At 68.5% G+C, this 14619-nt stretch carries 15 protein-coding genes; 4 read left to right on the plus strand and 11 right to left on the minus strand.

Going from position 1 to position 14619, the window contains the following annotated elements:
* Positions 1-122 precede the first annotated feature (122 nt).
* The 8 genes from A5789_RS05095 to A5789_RS05130 form a co-directional block, all read right to left on the minus strand.
* The gene (locus A5789_RS05095; protein WP_082940470.1) at positions 123-1625 is read right to left on the minus strand and encodes a PLP-dependent aminotransferase family protein; all 1503 of its coding nucleotides are present in this window, start codon (positions 1623-1625) and stop codon (positions 123-125) included.
* Positions 1626-1831: 206 nt separating this feature from the next.
* On the minus strand, positions 1832-3217 hold the full coding sequence (locus tag A5789_RS05100) for a salicylate synthase (protein ID WP_227463064.1): 1386 nt from the start codon (positions 3215-3217) through the stop codon (positions 1832-1834).
* 14 nt (positions 3218-3231) lie between these two features.
* Positions 3232-3501 (minus strand): acyl carrier protein, encoded by a 270-nt coding sequence (locus tag A5789_RS05105; RefSeq protein ID WP_064904164.1) that lies wholly within the window; start codon positions 3499-3501, stop codon positions 3232-3234.
* Positions 3498-4490 (minus strand): beta-ketoacyl synthase N-terminal-like domain-containing protein, encoded by a 993-nt coding sequence (locus tag A5789_RS05110; RefSeq protein ID WP_064904166.1) that lies wholly within the window; start codon positions 4488-4490, stop codon positions 3498-3500. The genes A5789_RS05105 and A5789_RS05110 overlap by 4 nt, the downstream gene beginning before the upstream one ends.
* Positions 4487-5632 (minus strand): beta-ketoacyl synthase, encoded by a 1146-nt coding sequence (locus A5789_RS05115; protein ID WP_064904168.1) that lies wholly within the window; start codon positions 5630-5632, stop codon positions 4487-4489. Before A5789_RS05115 ends, A5789_RS05110 begins: the two co-directional genes overlap by 4 nt.
* Complete coding sequence (locus A5789_RS05120; protein ID WP_064904170.1) at positions 5632-7140, minus strand: AMP-binding protein; 1509 nt, start codon at positions 7138-7140, stop codon at positions 5632-5634. The genes A5789_RS05115 and A5789_RS05120 overlap by 1 nt, the downstream gene beginning before the upstream one ends.
* Entirely contained in the window at positions 7137-7412 is a 276-nt protein-coding gene (locus A5789_RS37195) for an acyl carrier protein (RefSeq protein ID WP_197516554.1), read from the minus strand. Before A5789_RS37195 ends, A5789_RS05120 begins: the two co-directional genes overlap by 4 nt.
* 292 nt (positions 7413-7704) lie before the next feature.
* Positions 7705-8202 (minus strand): GNAT family N-acetyltransferase, encoded by a 498-nt coding sequence (locus A5789_RS05130; RefSeq protein WP_064904173.1) that lies wholly within the window; start codon positions 8200-8202, stop codon positions 7705-7707.
* Between the two features lie 203 nt (positions 8203-8405).
* Here A5789_RS05130 and npt point away from each other — a divergent pair, with 203 nt between their 5' ends.
* Positions 8406-9044 (plus strand): 4'-phosphopantetheinyl transferase Npt, encoded by a 639-nt coding sequence (gene npt / locus A5789_RS05135; protein WP_281210275.1) that lies wholly within the window; start codon positions 8406-8408, stop codon positions 9042-9044.
* Positions 9044-9967: a tRNA pseudouridine(55) synthase TruB gene (gene truB / locus A5789_RS05140; RefSeq protein WP_064904175.1), complete on the plus strand. Its 924-nt coding sequence runs from the start codon at positions 9044-9046 to the stop codon at positions 9965-9967. The genes npt and truB overlap by 1 nt, the downstream gene beginning before the upstream one ends.
* 8 nt (positions 9968-9975) lie before the next feature.
* On the opposite strand, the gene A5789_RS05145 is transcribed toward truB, so the two are convergent.
* From A5789_RS05145 to A5789_RS05155, 3 genes are read right to left on the minus strand one after another with little or no spacing between them, the layout of a single operon-like run.
* A complete protein-coding gene (locus A5789_RS05145; RefSeq protein ID WP_030513170.1) occupies positions 9976-10644 on the minus strand; it encodes a GntR family transcriptional regulator in 669 nt (222 codons plus the stop codon).
* Positions 10631-11377, minus strand: a complete 747-nt coding sequence (locus A5789_RS05150) for a hypothetical protein (protein WP_064904177.1) — start codon at positions 11375-11377, stop codon at positions 10631-10633. Before A5789_RS05150 ends, A5789_RS05145 begins: the two co-directional genes overlap by 14 nt.
* Positions 11378-11385: 8 nt before the next feature.
* Positions 11386-12126: an Asp/Glu/hydantoin racemase gene (locus A5789_RS05155; protein ID WP_063019077.1), complete on the minus strand. Its 741-nt coding sequence runs from the start codon at positions 12124-12126 to the stop codon at positions 11386-11388.
* An 85-nt stretch (positions 12127-12211) separates the two neighbouring features.
* On the opposite strand from A5789_RS05155, the gene A5789_RS05160 reads away from it, so the two are divergent.
* Together A5789_RS05160 and A5789_RS05165 are read left to right on the plus strand one after the other, a co-directional pair.
* Positions 12212-13177, plus strand: coding sequence for a D-2-hydroxyacid dehydrogenase (locus A5789_RS05160; protein ID WP_063019053.1), 966 nt, complete (start codon positions 12212-12214; stop codon positions 13175-13177).
* Positions 13178-13188: 11 nt separating this feature from the next.
* The gene (locus A5789_RS05165) at positions 13189-14580 is read left to right on the plus strand and encodes an amidase (RefSeq protein ID WP_227463065.1); all 1392 of its coding nucleotides are present in this window, start codon (positions 13189-13191) and stop codon (positions 14578-14580) included.
* The last annotated feature ends 39 nt before the right edge of the window (positions 14581-14619 follow it).

Raw genomic sequence — 14619 nt, forward strand, 5'->3', positions numbered from 1 at the left:
CCTTCTGCCCGTTGAGGTTTGGGGTTGAACGCTATCGGCGGCCGGCTCCGCGACAAAGAGCCAATATCGTCGAACTGCGCTGGGCCAACCTGCGGCGTGTGGATACCCCCGCGCTCTGCACATCAGTTGCCCGCGCGGCCGCAGCCCACCGTGAAATCGCCGCTACACGTGGCAGTCCCGGTTTCGCTGCGCGGTTGCCTGTTCCTCTCCAGCGCGGTGCGCAGCAAGTCGAGCGCGTGGTCGACGTCGGTTGTGGCGATGGCCCCGTATCCGACGATGAGGCCGTCGGGACCGTCGCTCATGCGATACCGGGATATCGGAAAGATGCCGACGCCGTCCGTTCGCGCGCGGGCGGCGACGGCAGCCGCGTCGACGCCGGGCTGGGTCCACGCCGATACGTGTAGGCCCACCGCCGACGGAATAACGGTCAGCAAGTCGGCGAAGCGTGTGCTCAACAGTTCGACTATCCGCTCATGGCGGGCCTGGTACTCCCGGCGCATCCGCCGGATGTGTTTGGCCAGCATGCCTTCTTCGATGAAGCCGAGAAGAGCGACCTGAGCAGGCTGCGGCGAATGCCAGTCGGTCACGTACTTCGCGGCGCGCAGTGCCGCGAACAGCGGCGCGGGAGCGGCGACGAAACCGATCCGGAGCACCGGAAGCATGACCTTGGAGAACGTTCCCACGTAGATAACCCGGCCTGCGGTGTCGATGCTGTGCAGCGTCTCGAGCGGACGACCACCATAGCGGAACTCGGTGTCGTAATCGTCCTCGATCACCACTACGTCGCGACTACTCGCCCAGTCCAGCAGCGCCCGCCTGCGCCGGCTCGACATCGGCACGCCGAGCGGGAACTGATGCGATGGGGTGACACACACGATCCGCGTGCGATCGGGAAGCAGATCGACCCGCAAGCCCTCCGAGTCCACGTCGACTCCCACGACGTCTGCCCCGAGGCTGCGAAACAGTTCCCGCACAAGCGGATAGCACGGGTTTTCGATGACCACACGGTCGCCCGGCCGTAGCAGCACCCGTCCCACCAGGTCCAGCGCCTGCTGGATGCCCTGCGTGATGATGATCTCGTCCGCGGTCACCTGAACTGCCCGCGAGACCCCGATGTGGCGGGCGATGGCCGCCCGTAGCGCGGGGAGACCCGCCGGGTCGATGGGCATTCCGGTGCCGATCGACGACCTCCGGAACGCCTGCGAGGTCAACCGCCGCCATGCCTCGTAAGGAAACAACCGCACGTCCGGAATGCCCGGCCGTAGGTCGTACGGCGGTGTGTCGGTGAAGAAGCCGGGCGCGGGCACCCTGATATCCGCCCACAACGGCTGCGGGTGGACCACCGCAGCCGATGTCGCGTCCGCCGGGTGATGCCGCTGCCGCGCGACCGTCGCGCGTACGAAAATGCCTGCGCCGACCCGACTCTCGGCGAGCCCCTCGGCGACCAGTCGGTCGTAGGCACCGGTCACGGTATTGCGCGACACCGCCAGCCTCCGCGCCAGTTCCCGGGAAGGCGGCAACCGCCGACCCGGGATCAGCCGCCCGTCCAGCACGGCGGCCTTGATCTGCCGGTATATCTGCCCGCCGAGATCTCCTCGGCCGGCGAGGGTTACGTGCACATCCACGGTCAGCCTCGACAGCGGGGCAGCGACCGAAAACGAGCAGGGCCGGTAGCCCGCCGAAGCCGCTCGGCGTCGCGTGGTGGCATCGAGGGAGGCGCGATCACGGGTGAATCCAGCCGAGCATGCCTGAGACTAATCAGGCACGCGTGGGCGACGCAACTTCGCCGCTATACCCGGCAGTGCCGATGCGAAATCGATGATTCCTGACGCTAGGAGCGGTGCGATCGCCTGCCCGTCACCATCGGTGATCGCGGAGTCGACCCAGGTCCATGGGAGATCGCGGGCACCAGATACGGGGCGACGCTGCCCAACTTCTCACAGGTTTCCTCGAATTCCCGGTCCGGCCGCGACTGAGCAACGATGCCGGCGCCTGCTCGCACCCACGCCGCGTCCGCGTCCTGGTACACCGCCCGCAACACCAGGGCCGCCTCCAGTGAGCCGCTTTCCGAAAGTGTCACTACCGCACCGGAATACAGTCCGCGGGCGGCGTCATGGCGGAACACGGCGTCGACAGCCGCCCGTTTGGGGATGCCGGACGCGGTGACCGCCGGGAACAACGCGTCCAGCGCATCCCACCGGGTCCGGTGCCGGGCGAGCCTGCCGCGCACCGTGGAGGCCAGATGCTGGACGCTGCCGCGCTCGCGAACCGCCATGAAGTCGGCCACCGTCGTGGTACCCGGTTCGGCGATGGAAGCGATCTCGGCGAACGACGTCTTCACCGAGACGGCGTGTTCCACGATCTCCTTCGGGTCCGATTCCAGGTCATTGCGGGCGGCCAGATCTGCCGCGACGCCCTGCCCCAGCGCCCGGGTGCCCGCCAGCGGTTCGGTGGTGACGACACCCTCGTCGTCGACCGACACCACCAGCTCCGGGCTGAATCCCGCTGCGGCCAGACCACCGAGCCGCAGCAGGAACGACCGGGCCGGTGTGTTGTGTGCCCGGCCCAGACGGTAACTGGCAGGCAGGTCGACCCGGAAGGGCAACTCGACCCGGCGAGACAGGATCACCTTCTGATAGTCACCCGCAGCGATCTCCGCGACGGCCGCCGCCACACGTGCACGGTAGCCGCAGGTATCGGCGCGCACGTCGACCGGATGCGGTGTCGGCAGTGGCTCGGCCGGTGACAGGAGCAGTTGCTCGATCACCTCGACTTCGGCAGCGGTCGCGCCATCGACGCCGACCCCCGATTCGGTGACTGTCACCTCGATTCGCGGAATGATCACGTGCGCCAAATCGGCTCTCTCGGTGAGGTGCCGTTGCGCGCCGAGCGCATCGGCACAGAACTCGAAGGCGATCCAGCCATAGGCGGTACCCGAGGCTCCCGGGCCGCAGGTCACCCGCAGCGAGTCGAGCGCCCGCTCCAGCGCGTCCACAGGTCTGCCGGTCCAGCGTTCGCGAGCAGACCCTGCCGAGGTGCTCACCCGCAGCTCGTCGGTGTCCAGTTCGACCCGGCCGAGCGGGGCGGCTGCGAACACCCATCGGCCGGGCCGCTCATAGACGATGTAGTCACTGAAATGGCCGGAGCAGGCCAGCCGCGAGACCGCGGTCGCGGGATCGACGGCGCTTGTCAGTCGGACGGATTCCGGGGTGGTCACGTGGTCCTCCAAGATCAGGTATTCGGGTCCGCGCCGAGCATGCGGTCGACGAGTTCGCGGACATTCGCCAGCGATGTCAGCGAAGCGACCTCGGTGTCTGGAATTGTTATCCGGTAGCGCTGCTCGATACGGGTCGCGAGCTCGAGTTCGAGCAGCGAGTCGACGTTCCATTCGTCGGTGAAGTTTGTGTGGTCACTGATTTCGGCCGCAGGCACTTCCAGCACGCGCGCCACCAATTGCCGTAGGTCCTCCGGGTCCACCCGCTCGGGAATATTCCTTGTCATCGTTCCTCCGGGTCGAGTTCGCTGTTTCCGACGCTGCGCGCGACCGAGGCGGATGCGGCGTGCGGTGCGCGCAGGTGTACGGTCACGGCCTCGCCGCCGTGCTGACCGCCACAGGTGGCGTACACCGGGTTCCGGTCGCCGCCGTCCAACTGCGCCACCGCCGCCACGCACTGGAGCACTCCGAGCGCACCCGAGCACTCTCCGAGCCGTCGGGTCAGATCCAGGATGCGGATCGACGAGCCGAACTCCGTCGACACATCCGCCGGTGTGAGCCACAATCGCGGCGGTCGGGCCACCGTGCGGATCGCGTCGATCACCTGGTCCACACTGTCGCTGTGGCAATCAGCGCCGATCAGTGCCCGGACGATTGCCTGTCGATTCGCCGCGTGCGCATCCGACTCCAGGATTACCGCCGCGGCTCCGTCGAACACCCGCCGACCGGGTCCGAGCAAGCTGCGCACCGGTCCGGTGTCCGGTTCGACACCGACGACGATCGCAGCGTCGGCCCGGCCGGCCCCGATGAGCGTGGCGGCCCACAACAGCGCGTCCAACCCGCTGGTCCGCCCGCTGCACAGGGTGATGTTCGGTCCGCGCAGCCCGTGCCGGATCGCGATCCACCCCGCGATGGCGTTGGACGACACGTGCGGCAGACCCAGTGGACTGAGCGCGGCCGTGGATTGCTCGGCGATCCGGTCGGTGAACTCGCAGACGCTGTCGAGATTGCCGAAGTTGGAGCTGACGACGGTGGCTGTCGTCGAGTGCTCGCCACCGGTCGAGTCGGTGGCCAGGCCGGCGTCGGCGAGCGCCTGCTCGACCGCGCACAGTGCCAGTCGCGACGCACGGTCCTTGTGTCGCATGTGCCGTCCCGTGAGATCGGGTGACGGCCCGACTCCCGGCTCGACCGGAGCTGTCGACAGCAGATCGGCAGCGGCCCGCAGGCCCGGGCCGGCTAGGCCGACGCCGGTGACCACCGTCGCCCGGCCCGTCACCGTGTCCCCTTCCCGATGACGGCGACCGCATTGATGCCACCGAAACCGAACGCGTCGATCTGCGCCACGGCCAGGTCCGCCCGCACGACGTCGCGAGCCAGGTGCAGCCCGCCCGCCTCGGCGATCGGATCGGTGAGACCCAGAATCGGCGGCACCGATCCGCGGCGCATGGCGACGGCCGCGACGATCAGACTCAACAACCCGGACCCGCCGAGCGTATGGCCGGTCATCGACTTGATCGCCGTCATTACCGGTGGCGCGGCGGAATCCCCGAACACGTCGGTCAAAACAGACGCCTCGACGGCGTCGTTGAGTTGCGTTCCGCTTCCGTGCAACATCACCAGGTCGACGTCGGCGGCGTCGATGCCGGCCCGTTCGTGCGCGTCGGCGATGACCTCGCGGATACTCTCCCGGTCCGGCGCCGTGGCATGGCGGGCGTCGCAGTTCATGCCGACACCGAGCAGGCCCACGTGTCGTGCGGTGGCGGCCCCGGCCCGGCTCACGACGGCGGCCACGGCGCCTTCGCCCATGATCATGCCCGCGCGCGCGACGTCGAACGGACGCAGCGCCTGCGGCGTCCTGGTCTGAACGCGATCGATGGTCCCGAATGCGCTCTCGGTGATCGAGTCGGTGCCCGCGACCACCACGGTCTCGGCGAGGCCCAGTTCGATCATGTCGGTCGCCATGCCCAGCGCATACAGCGACGCAGCACAGGCACAGGCGACGGTGTGCACCCGCCCGACCTGGGGAAGGTCCCGCAACGCAGCCGAGAAGTCGAGGCGATCGGGATCGAGTCCCTCCCCGGTCTTTCCGCCGATTTCTCGCCACCAGAGTTCGGCGGACCGCTGTTCCCGCAGGGTGGTTCCGACCACCACCGGATACCGCTCGGTAGTTCCCTCCAGGCCCGCATCGGTCAGCGCCGCCTCGATCACGGTGCGAAGCCACTCGGTGGCGCGAAACGGCCGGTCGCCGTCTGCGGTCCGATCGTCGACCTCATACGCGTGGCACGTCCGGTATTTCGCCGCGTCGAACGCGCGTAGCTTCGAGATTCCGCTCCGCTGTGCGCACAGTGACTCGAAGATCGCATCGGGCGTCTCCCCGATGGACGCGACAGCTGCCATCCCGGTGACATCCCACGACATCAGTGCGCTCCGATCGCCCGAAGCTGGTTTCGCGCGAGCTTGCCGGTCCAGGTCGTCGGCAGGGCATCGACCAACTCGATGCGGCTGGGGCGCTTCAACGACGCGAGCTCGGCACGCAGACAGGCGATGACAGCGCGACGAACGGCACTGGACTCCCGGTCACCCTCAACGACGACGAAAAGCACTGCCTGCTGCAGCCCGTGGTCGTCCGCCACCCCTACCACGGCGCAATCGCGCACCCCTACGACAGCACGGACGACACCCTCGATCTCGGCAGGCGCCACCTTGTAGCCGCCGAGATTCAGAAAGTCGTCGGCGCGGCCGACGTAGTAGATCGGGCCGCCGCGGGTGCGCCGGACAATGTCGCCGGTGTACGCGCCGCCGTCGGCGAAGGTTTCCCGAGTCGCTTCCGGTCGGTCGAGATAGCCGGCCGCGACGGACGGACCCGCGACGTGCAGGCGGCCCTGCACTTCGTCACCGTCGAGAATCCTGCCGTCCTGGTCGCGCACCGTGGCCCGTACCCCGGGCACGGGCCTGCCGATGGTGCCGGGACCCGGTTCGGCGGGATTCGTTGCCAGCAGGATGTACAGCGCTTCGGTCGTCCCGAGACTATTCACCAGCGGAACCCCAAGTCGCCGCATCACCCGTTCGCTCAGGTCTGCCGGCAGCGCTTCCCCCGCGGAAACCGCCAAACGCAGCCTGCTGCCACGGTCGTCGAATGATTCGGCCAGAGCCGCGTAGAGGCGCGGCACCGAGAACAACACGGTCGGACGGTGGCGGCGCAGCGCCGCGGCGACGAACTGGGCGTCCACCCCGCCGTTGAGCAGCACGGTCGTCGCACCCGCGTGCAGCGGCAGCAACAGGGAATTGCCGAACCCGTACGCGAACGAGAGTTTGGCCGTCGAGAGCACAATATCGCCGGGTGCCAGCGCGGCTATCCGCCCGAACCCGGACGGCACCCACTGCAGCGCGCTCGCCCGATGCGCCACGCCCTTCGGCACGCCGGTGCTGCCGGAGGTGTACTGCACCAAGGCTTCTTGATCGGGCAGCCACTGCTGCTGGGGCGGCGGCGTGGCCGCCTCACCGGAACGCCGTTGCCGCAGTATCAACTCGCGGACGTGGTTCCGGAACTGGCCGATGTCCGGGAGCGCCGCGGCAAGTCTGCTCAGGCGCGTCCCGGATACATCGACGTATCCGAACTTCACCCCGCTGTCGGCCGCGATAAACCCGATCTCCTTGTCCGACAGCGCCGGATTCACCGGCACCGCCGCGCAGCCGTGCCACCACAGCCCGAGCACAGCCACCACCGTGGCGACCGAGTCGTCCGCCAACACCATGGCCCGGCTGCCCGGCGCGACTCCGTTGCCGGAGAGCAGATCCGCGAATGCGCCTGCAGCGCGGTACAATTCGGTGTAGCCGATCTCGCCGAGCTCGGAATCAATATAGGCGGGCGCGTCTTTTCTGGGCGAGTCGAGGTGTCGTCCGACGAAGAATTCGACGAGGTTCACCGATGCACCCCACCCGAGCTGTCGACGACCGCCAATGCGTCGCCGAGCGAATCGAGCCGTGCGATCGAACCATCCGAAAGCGTCACCGAGAATTCGCGTTCGATTCGGGCTAGTATTTCGGTCTTTTCCAGCGAAGACGCGCCCAGATCCTCGTAGAAATGCGCCCGTATATCGACACCGTCTACGTCCATCTCGAGCACTTCGGCGGTAATGGCGCGAAGCCGGTCACAATTGCTGCCACTGCCGCCGTGCCGTTCTTCGGATCCGGCCATATTCATATCCTGACACTGCTCTTTCCGCCATTGACGAGGCACCCGAAATGCGGTCGCGCACCGGGTCGAACGAAATTGCTTCGGCGGCGTTGGATAAGATTCCGTCCACCCGATCCGCTATTTCTTTCCTCGTACGGTTGCACCATATATTTCCGAACCTCTAAGGAAAAGTGCCAATATCAGCGAACCGCAGTGGTCCGGTTGCGGGCAGAATGAGCGGGGGGCTCGACCGGCCGCTGTATGGACCCGCCTTTGTTCCCGGCGTCGGTGTGCGGTGCGGACGCTCGGCGGTTCAGCGGAAGCGATGCACCATGGTCACGCTCGTCGTACCGGCCCGGTTGACCACATGCGAGCCCGGGACGATGTCGAAACCGAGTCGCTCGTACAGTCGCAGCGCCGGATTGGATTGCCGCACACTGAGACTCACCGTGTCGTAGCGCTGCCGCGCATCCGCCAGCAGACGGCGCAGCAGAGTGGTGCCGAGCCCGCTGCCGCGCAGCTGTGGCGCCACTCCGATCGCGAGTTCGGGTGTCGCGTCGTCGACGTATCCGTAGCCGGGGTTGTCGGCGGGAAACAGTCGCAGCCAGGCGGCACCCGCGCCGCCGGTCGGACCGCCGACGACCCCGAGATCCCCCGGGCGGCCCCAGCCCTCGACGTAGCGCGCGAGTTCGGGCACCGAGCGCAGTTCGTCCGAAGTCATGTTCTGTTCGGCCGCGTGAGAGGCTTCGAACAGCATCGCCCACAGCAGGGGCTCGTCGGCAGGTGTGGCGGTGGCGACCGAATGGGGCATGCCGCGCGACTTTACGGCCTTCGACCCCGACGGATCCTCCCATTTTCCGGTGCGCCTGGTGCGGTGGGCCGCTGCCGCTTCCCCGGAGCTGGCCGGGTCCGCGTACCGCCCGCACCGCTAGGCTCGTAGCGCAGACAGGGTCGACTCAGGAGGCGGTCATCGAGGAACAGGCGCGCGTCATCGGCAGCATTCTGCCCGCGGGAGTGGCCGCGGCGGAGCTGTTGCGGTATCCGGAGGATCTGAAACCGCATCCCGGTGAGGAACATCTGATCGCGCAATCGGTCGAGAAGCGGCGGCGCGATTTCATCGGCGCCCGGCACTGTGCGCGGCTGGCGCTGGCCCAGCTCGGTGAGCCGCCGGCGGCGATCGGCAAGGGCGAGCGCGGGATGCCGCTGTTTCCGCGCGGGGTCGTCGGCAGCCTCACCCACTGTGACGGGTACCGAGCGGCGGTGCTGGCGCATCGGCTGCGCTGGCGGTCGGTGGGCATCGACGCCGAACCGCACGACACGCTGCCCGAGGGGGTGCTGGACTCGGTGAGCCTGCCCGCCGAACGGGACTGGCTGCGCGGCGCGATCCCCGCGACCGGACTGCATATGGACCGGCTGCTGTTCTGCGCGAAGGAGGCCACCTACAAGGCGTGGTTCCCGCTCACCCAGCGCTGGCTCGGCTTCGAGGACGCCCACATCACCTTCACCGTCGACGACACCGGCACCGCGGGCACCTTCCACAGTGCGCTGCTGGTTCCCGGGCAGACTCTCGACGGCGGTGCGCCACTGACCGCGTTCGACGGCCGCTGGACGGTCGCCGAGGGGCTGATCCTGACCGCGATCGTGGCCGGCTGATGGCCGAACGCGAGGCGATCGTCGATCCGCTCGGCGGTCTGCTGATCATCGACAAGGACGGTGGGCAGACCAGCCACGACGTGGTCGCGCGCTGCCGGAAGATCCTGCGTACCAGGAAGATCGGCCACGCCGGCACGCTCGACCCGATGGCCACCGGCGTGCTGGTGCTCGGCGTCGAGCGCGCCACCAAACTGCTGGGCCTGCTGAGCCTGACCACCAAGTCATATACCGCGACGATTCGCCTCGGCCAGGCCACCGTCACCGACGATGCCGAGGGTGAGGTGCTGGCCACCATCCCCGCCGGCCATCTCGCCCACGCCGATATCGCCGCGGCCGTCGCCGCGCTCACCGGTGATATCCAGCAGGTGCCCTCGACGGTGAGCGCGATCAAGGTCAACGGTGAGCGGGCGTACGCGCGCGCCCGGGCGGGCGAACAGGTGGAACTGGCGGCCCGGCCGGTCACGGTCTCCCGGTTCGACATTCTGGGCCGGCGTGATATCGACACCGGCGCAACGACATTCGTCGATCTGGACGTCGAGGTCGACTGTTCCTCGGGCACCTACATCCGGGCGCTGGCCCGCGATCTCGGCACCGCCCTGGGGGTCGGCGGACATCTGACCGCGTTGCGCCGCACCCGGGTCGGCCCGTTCACTCTCGAACACGCTCGCACCCTGGAGCAGCTCGCCGACGAGCCGAGCCTGAATCTCGACGTCGATGCCGCTGTGCGCCTTGCCTTTCCGCATCGGGAGATCGACGCCGAACAGGCCGAATCGCTGCGCGACGGACGCTGGCTGGACCCGGTGGGCCTGCGCGGGGTGCACGCGGCCACGACCACCGACGGCCGGACCATCGCCTTGCTCGAGGAGAAGGGCAAGCGCTCCTCGCCCGTCTTCGTGGTGCGCCCGCGCGGGCTCATCGACTGAGCGCGGGCCTACCCCTCGCCGATCTGCTCCCGGAGCCGATCGACCGCGTCGCGCATATGCCCGACGAGCAGTTCGTGCACATCGCGCGGCGGGCCGGCGGCGATGGCCTCGCGCAGCGCCACATGTTCGCGGACCTGCTCACCGAGGTCGGTGTAGGTCGTCTGCAGGGCGCCCAGGCACATCCGGGTCTCGATCAGCAGTGTCCGCGCGGCCCGCACCAGCCGCGGGCTGTCGGCGCTGGTGACCAGCGCCTGATGGAATTCGTGGTCGGCATCGGTGACGCCGGTGGCATCGCCGCGTTCGGCACAGGCCTGCATATCGGCGACGCTGGATTGCAAGGCCTCGTAGGCGATCTCGCGGCGGCCGTCCAGGATCAGGTCCAGCGCACCGCCCTCGATCGCGGTGCGGGCGCGGTAGATGTCGACGACGTCGGCCAGGCTGAGTTCGATGACGAAGATGCCGCGATGCCGCACGCTGTGCAGCAGCCCTTCGGAAACCAAGCGCTGCATGGCCTCCCGGACGGGTCCGCGCGAGACGTCGAATTGCGCGGCCAGTTCGGCCTCCACCAGCTGGGTCCCCGGCGCCAGCGTGCCGCGCACGATCGCCGCGCGCAGCCGGTCGGCGATCATCTCCGCCGTGGACTGCCGATTCACGGGTTCGAACTCAATCACCGACATGAATCGGCCTTTCCGAGAAGAGCGTTCCGAGCCCCGGTCCGGACGCAGGCGTGTGGGCGGGCAGTCCCGCCAGTCGCAGCCCGTGCCAGACGGTGACCTGGTTCGCGGTGAGCACCGGCTTGCCGAGCGCTGATTCCAGCTCCGGAAGCAGTTGTATCGTATGCATCGCGGTATCGGGAATCAGCAGCGCCTCGGCGTCGGGATGGTCGTTCGCCGCCGCCAGGTCCAGCACCTGCGACGGTGTCAGCGTCCCCACTTCGGCGGCCGTGTCGATTCCGGCGCTCGACATCGAGACCACCCGGATGCCGGCGGCGTCGAGGAAGTCCACGAAGAGGGCGGCGACCTCGTCCGGATAGCTCGCGCACACGGCGACGCGGCCGGCGGCTATCGCCCGCACCGCCTCCACGAACGCGAAACTGGTGCTCGATGCGGGGACGCCGCAGATCCGGGAGAGCTCGTCCGCCTGTTCGCGCGCACCCTGCGGCCCGTAGACGAAGCTGCCCGAGGTGCAGGCCCACACCACGGCCAGGGGATCGAAGGGCGCCAGCAGATCCGCGCCCCGGCCCAACTTGTCCGGACTGCCCAGCTCGAGCAGTTCGGGCACCGCGTGCAGGTCGGTGCCGTAGATGTGCGCGACACGAAGTTCGACGCCGAGATGCGCTGCTGCCCAGGGATATTCGTCCTCGGCGGCGTGATCGGGATAGATGAATCCGACGGTCGGTGTCCGTTCCACAGCGCCTCCTAGAAAACGTTCTGCAGCCACTTGCCAGGGCCCATCATCGGCAGTTTCATCCGTCCGAGACAGGCCCACATGGTCAGTTGGTTGGCGGTCAGGACCGGTTTGCCGAGCAGCTGTTCCAGCGGTTCGACCAGGTCGTAGGTAGGAAGGTTGGTGCAGCTGACGAAGATGGCCTGCGCGGCGGGATCGTCGGCGGCCATGATGCGTTCGGCGATCGTGCGATAGCTGACCTTCCAGATGCCGCCGCCGAGTCCCAGATGATCCGATCGCAGGACCTCGCAACCGGCCTCGTGCAGGAACTCGTGCAGCTTCGTGGTCAGAATCTCGTCGTAGGGCGTGATGACCGACATCTTGGACAACTGCAGTTTGTGCACGGCCTCGATCAGTGCGCCGGAGGTGGTGATCGCGTCGCGGGCGCCGGCCCGGCAGATGGTGTCGCGCAGCGCTCGCTCGTAGGCCAGCCCCTTGATGAAGCTGCCCGAGGTGCACAGATAGGCGATCACCTCGGGTTCCACGTGCAGGACATTGCGCGTCGCCGCGGTGAGATGTGCTGCGTCGGAGACCAATTCGGCCATCTCGAGCGAGACCGGCACCGGCTCGTACGGCGTGCGCGCCAGATGCAGGCTCACTTCCAGGGGAGCCCACCGCCACAGTTCGCGCTCGAGCGCCAGATCGAACGGCGCGATGATCCCGATGCCCCGTTGCGCGACAGGCCCGTCCAGCTCGGGAAAATTCAGTTCCACGAGGGCCCCTCTCGCGTCCGGGCGACAATCCTCCGCGCACAATCGGATTGTTGACAAGCATACGATGGGTTTTTAGCCTGTCAATATGAACGCGGGCCCAGTTGTCACCGTCCTGCACGACGGCGTCGAGCCCGACGCGGAATTCATGCGTCCGGTGTTGGAGCAGGCGACCGTCCGCTTCGCCGACGGGGCGTCGCTCGCGGACGCGCTGCCCGGCGCCGAGGCGCTGTTCGTCTACGACTTCCGCAGCACCGCCCTGCCCGGCGCCTGGGATCGCGCCGATCGGATGCGGTGGGTGCATGTGGGGGGCACGGGTGTCGACGCCGTGATGTTCGACACACTGATCGACAGCGACGTACAGGTCACCAACACTCGCGGCCTGTTCGACGAGCCCATCGCGGAATACGTTCTCGCCCAGGTGCTCGCCTTCGCCAAGGATCTGCCCGAATCGCTGCGGCTGCAGCAGCGTCACCAGTGGCGCCACCGCGAATCCGAGCGGGTGGCGGGAGCCGCGGTGCTGGTGGTCGGCACCGGCTCGATCGGACGCGCGATCGCCCGCCTGCTGCGCGCGGCCGGGATGCGGGTGCGCGGGCTGGGGCGGACCGCGCGCATCGGCGATCCCGATTTCGGCACGGTGGCAACCGATTTGCACGCCGAACTGCCCGGGGCGGATTACGTGGTCTGCGTGACGCCGCTCACCCCGCAGACCCGGCACATGTTCGACGCGAGCGCCTTCGCGGCGATGAAGCCGCATGCGCGTTTCATCAATGTCGGGCGTGGGGAATCCGTGGTCACCGACGATCTGGTCGCGGCGCTGCGCGGCGGCGTGCTCGCCGGTGCGGCGCTGGACGTGGTCGATCCGGAACCGCTGCCGGCCGGCCACCCGCTGTGGGATCTGCCGAATGTCGTTGTCACCCCGCACAACAGCGGCGACTTCATCGGCTGGCGGGCGGAGATCGTCGCCGCGTTCACCGAGAATTTCGAGCGGTGGGCAAGCGGTCAGCCCTTACACAATGTGGTCGACAAGAAGCTGGGTTACGTGCCCAGCTGAAGGGAGTCACGATGGCCCACCCCGATACAGGGACCGACCCCGCGGCGATGACCGCGGCCGAGTTGGCCGCCGCCTATTCGGCCGGGGCCTTGTCTCCTGTCGAGGCCACGCAGGCCGCGCTGGACGCGATCGCGGCCCGCGACGACGTCCTCGACGCGTTCTGCCTGGTCGACCCGGAGCGGGCGATGGTGCAGGCCAAGGAGTCCGAGGCGCGCTGGCAGGGTGGTCGTGCGCAGGGCCTGCTCGACGGCGTGCCGATCTCGATCAAGGACATCTTCCTCACCGAGGGGTGGCCGACGCTGCGCGGCTCGACCTCGATCCGGCCGGATGTGCCGTGGCCGGTCGACAGCCCGGCCACCGCCCGGCTGCGTGAGGACGGACTCGTGTTCCTGGGTAAGACCACCACGCCGGAGCTGGCGTGGAAGGCCACCACCGACAGCGCGCTGACGGGAATCACCCGTAATCCGGTCGACCCGGACAAGACGTCCGGCGGTTCCTCCGGCGGTTCGGCGGTGGCGGTCGCGGCCGGTATGGGACCAGTGTCGATCGGGACCGACGGCGGTGGCAGCATCCGGATTCCGGCCTCGTTCTGCGGGGTGGTGGGATTCAAGCCCACGCACGGCCGCGTCCCGCTGTACCCGGCCAGCCCGTTCGGGCCGCTGGCACACGCCGGGCCCATCGCCCGCACCGTCGAGGACGTGGCGCTGCTGATGGACATCCTGTCGCTGCCCGATCACCGCGATCCGACCGCGGGTGCGCCGCCGCTGCTGACCTTCCGCGGCGAACTGCAGCGCGAGGTGCGCGGTGCGACGGTCGGCTTTTCGGCGAATCTCGGTTTCGCGCAGGTCGATCCGGAGGTCGCGGCGGTCGTCGCGGCGGCGGTGCGGGCGCTCGACGAGGCCGGCCTACGGGTGGTCGAGGCCGATCCCGGATTCGCCGATCCGCGCCCGGCGTTCGAAACGATGTGGGCGGCCGGGGCGGCGGCCATGCTCTCGACCTTCCCCGAGGGCACCCGGGAGCGGGTCGACCCCGGCCTGGGCGCCATGTGGGACCGCGGCCGCACGCTGAGCGCGGTCGACTACATCGAGGCGCGTGCGGTGGCGGCGGAGATCGGCATCGTGATGGGGGCCTTCCATACCGCTTACGACGTCCTCGTCACGCCGACCATGCCGATCACCGCCTTCGACGCGGGATACGATGTGCCGCCGGGTAGTTCGATGGACAGCTGGCCGCAGTGGACCCCGTTCACCTATCCGTTCAATCTCACCCAGCAGCCGGCGATCACCATTCCCGCCGGGCGGACCGCGGCGGGAATGCCGGTGGGACTGCAGATCGTCGGGCCGCGCCACTCCGACGATTTCGTGCTCGCGGTGGCCCGCTTCGCCGAGGCGGTGCTGAGCTGAAATGCGACGCGGCCCGGACCTGTTCGGACCGGGCCGCTC

It is taken from the genome of Nocardia sp. 852002-51101_SCH5132738, assembly GCF_001665695.1.
GTDB classification, from domain to species: domain Bacteria; phylum Actinomycetota; class Actinomycetes; order Mycobacteriales; family Mycobacteriaceae; genus Nocardia; species Nocardia nova.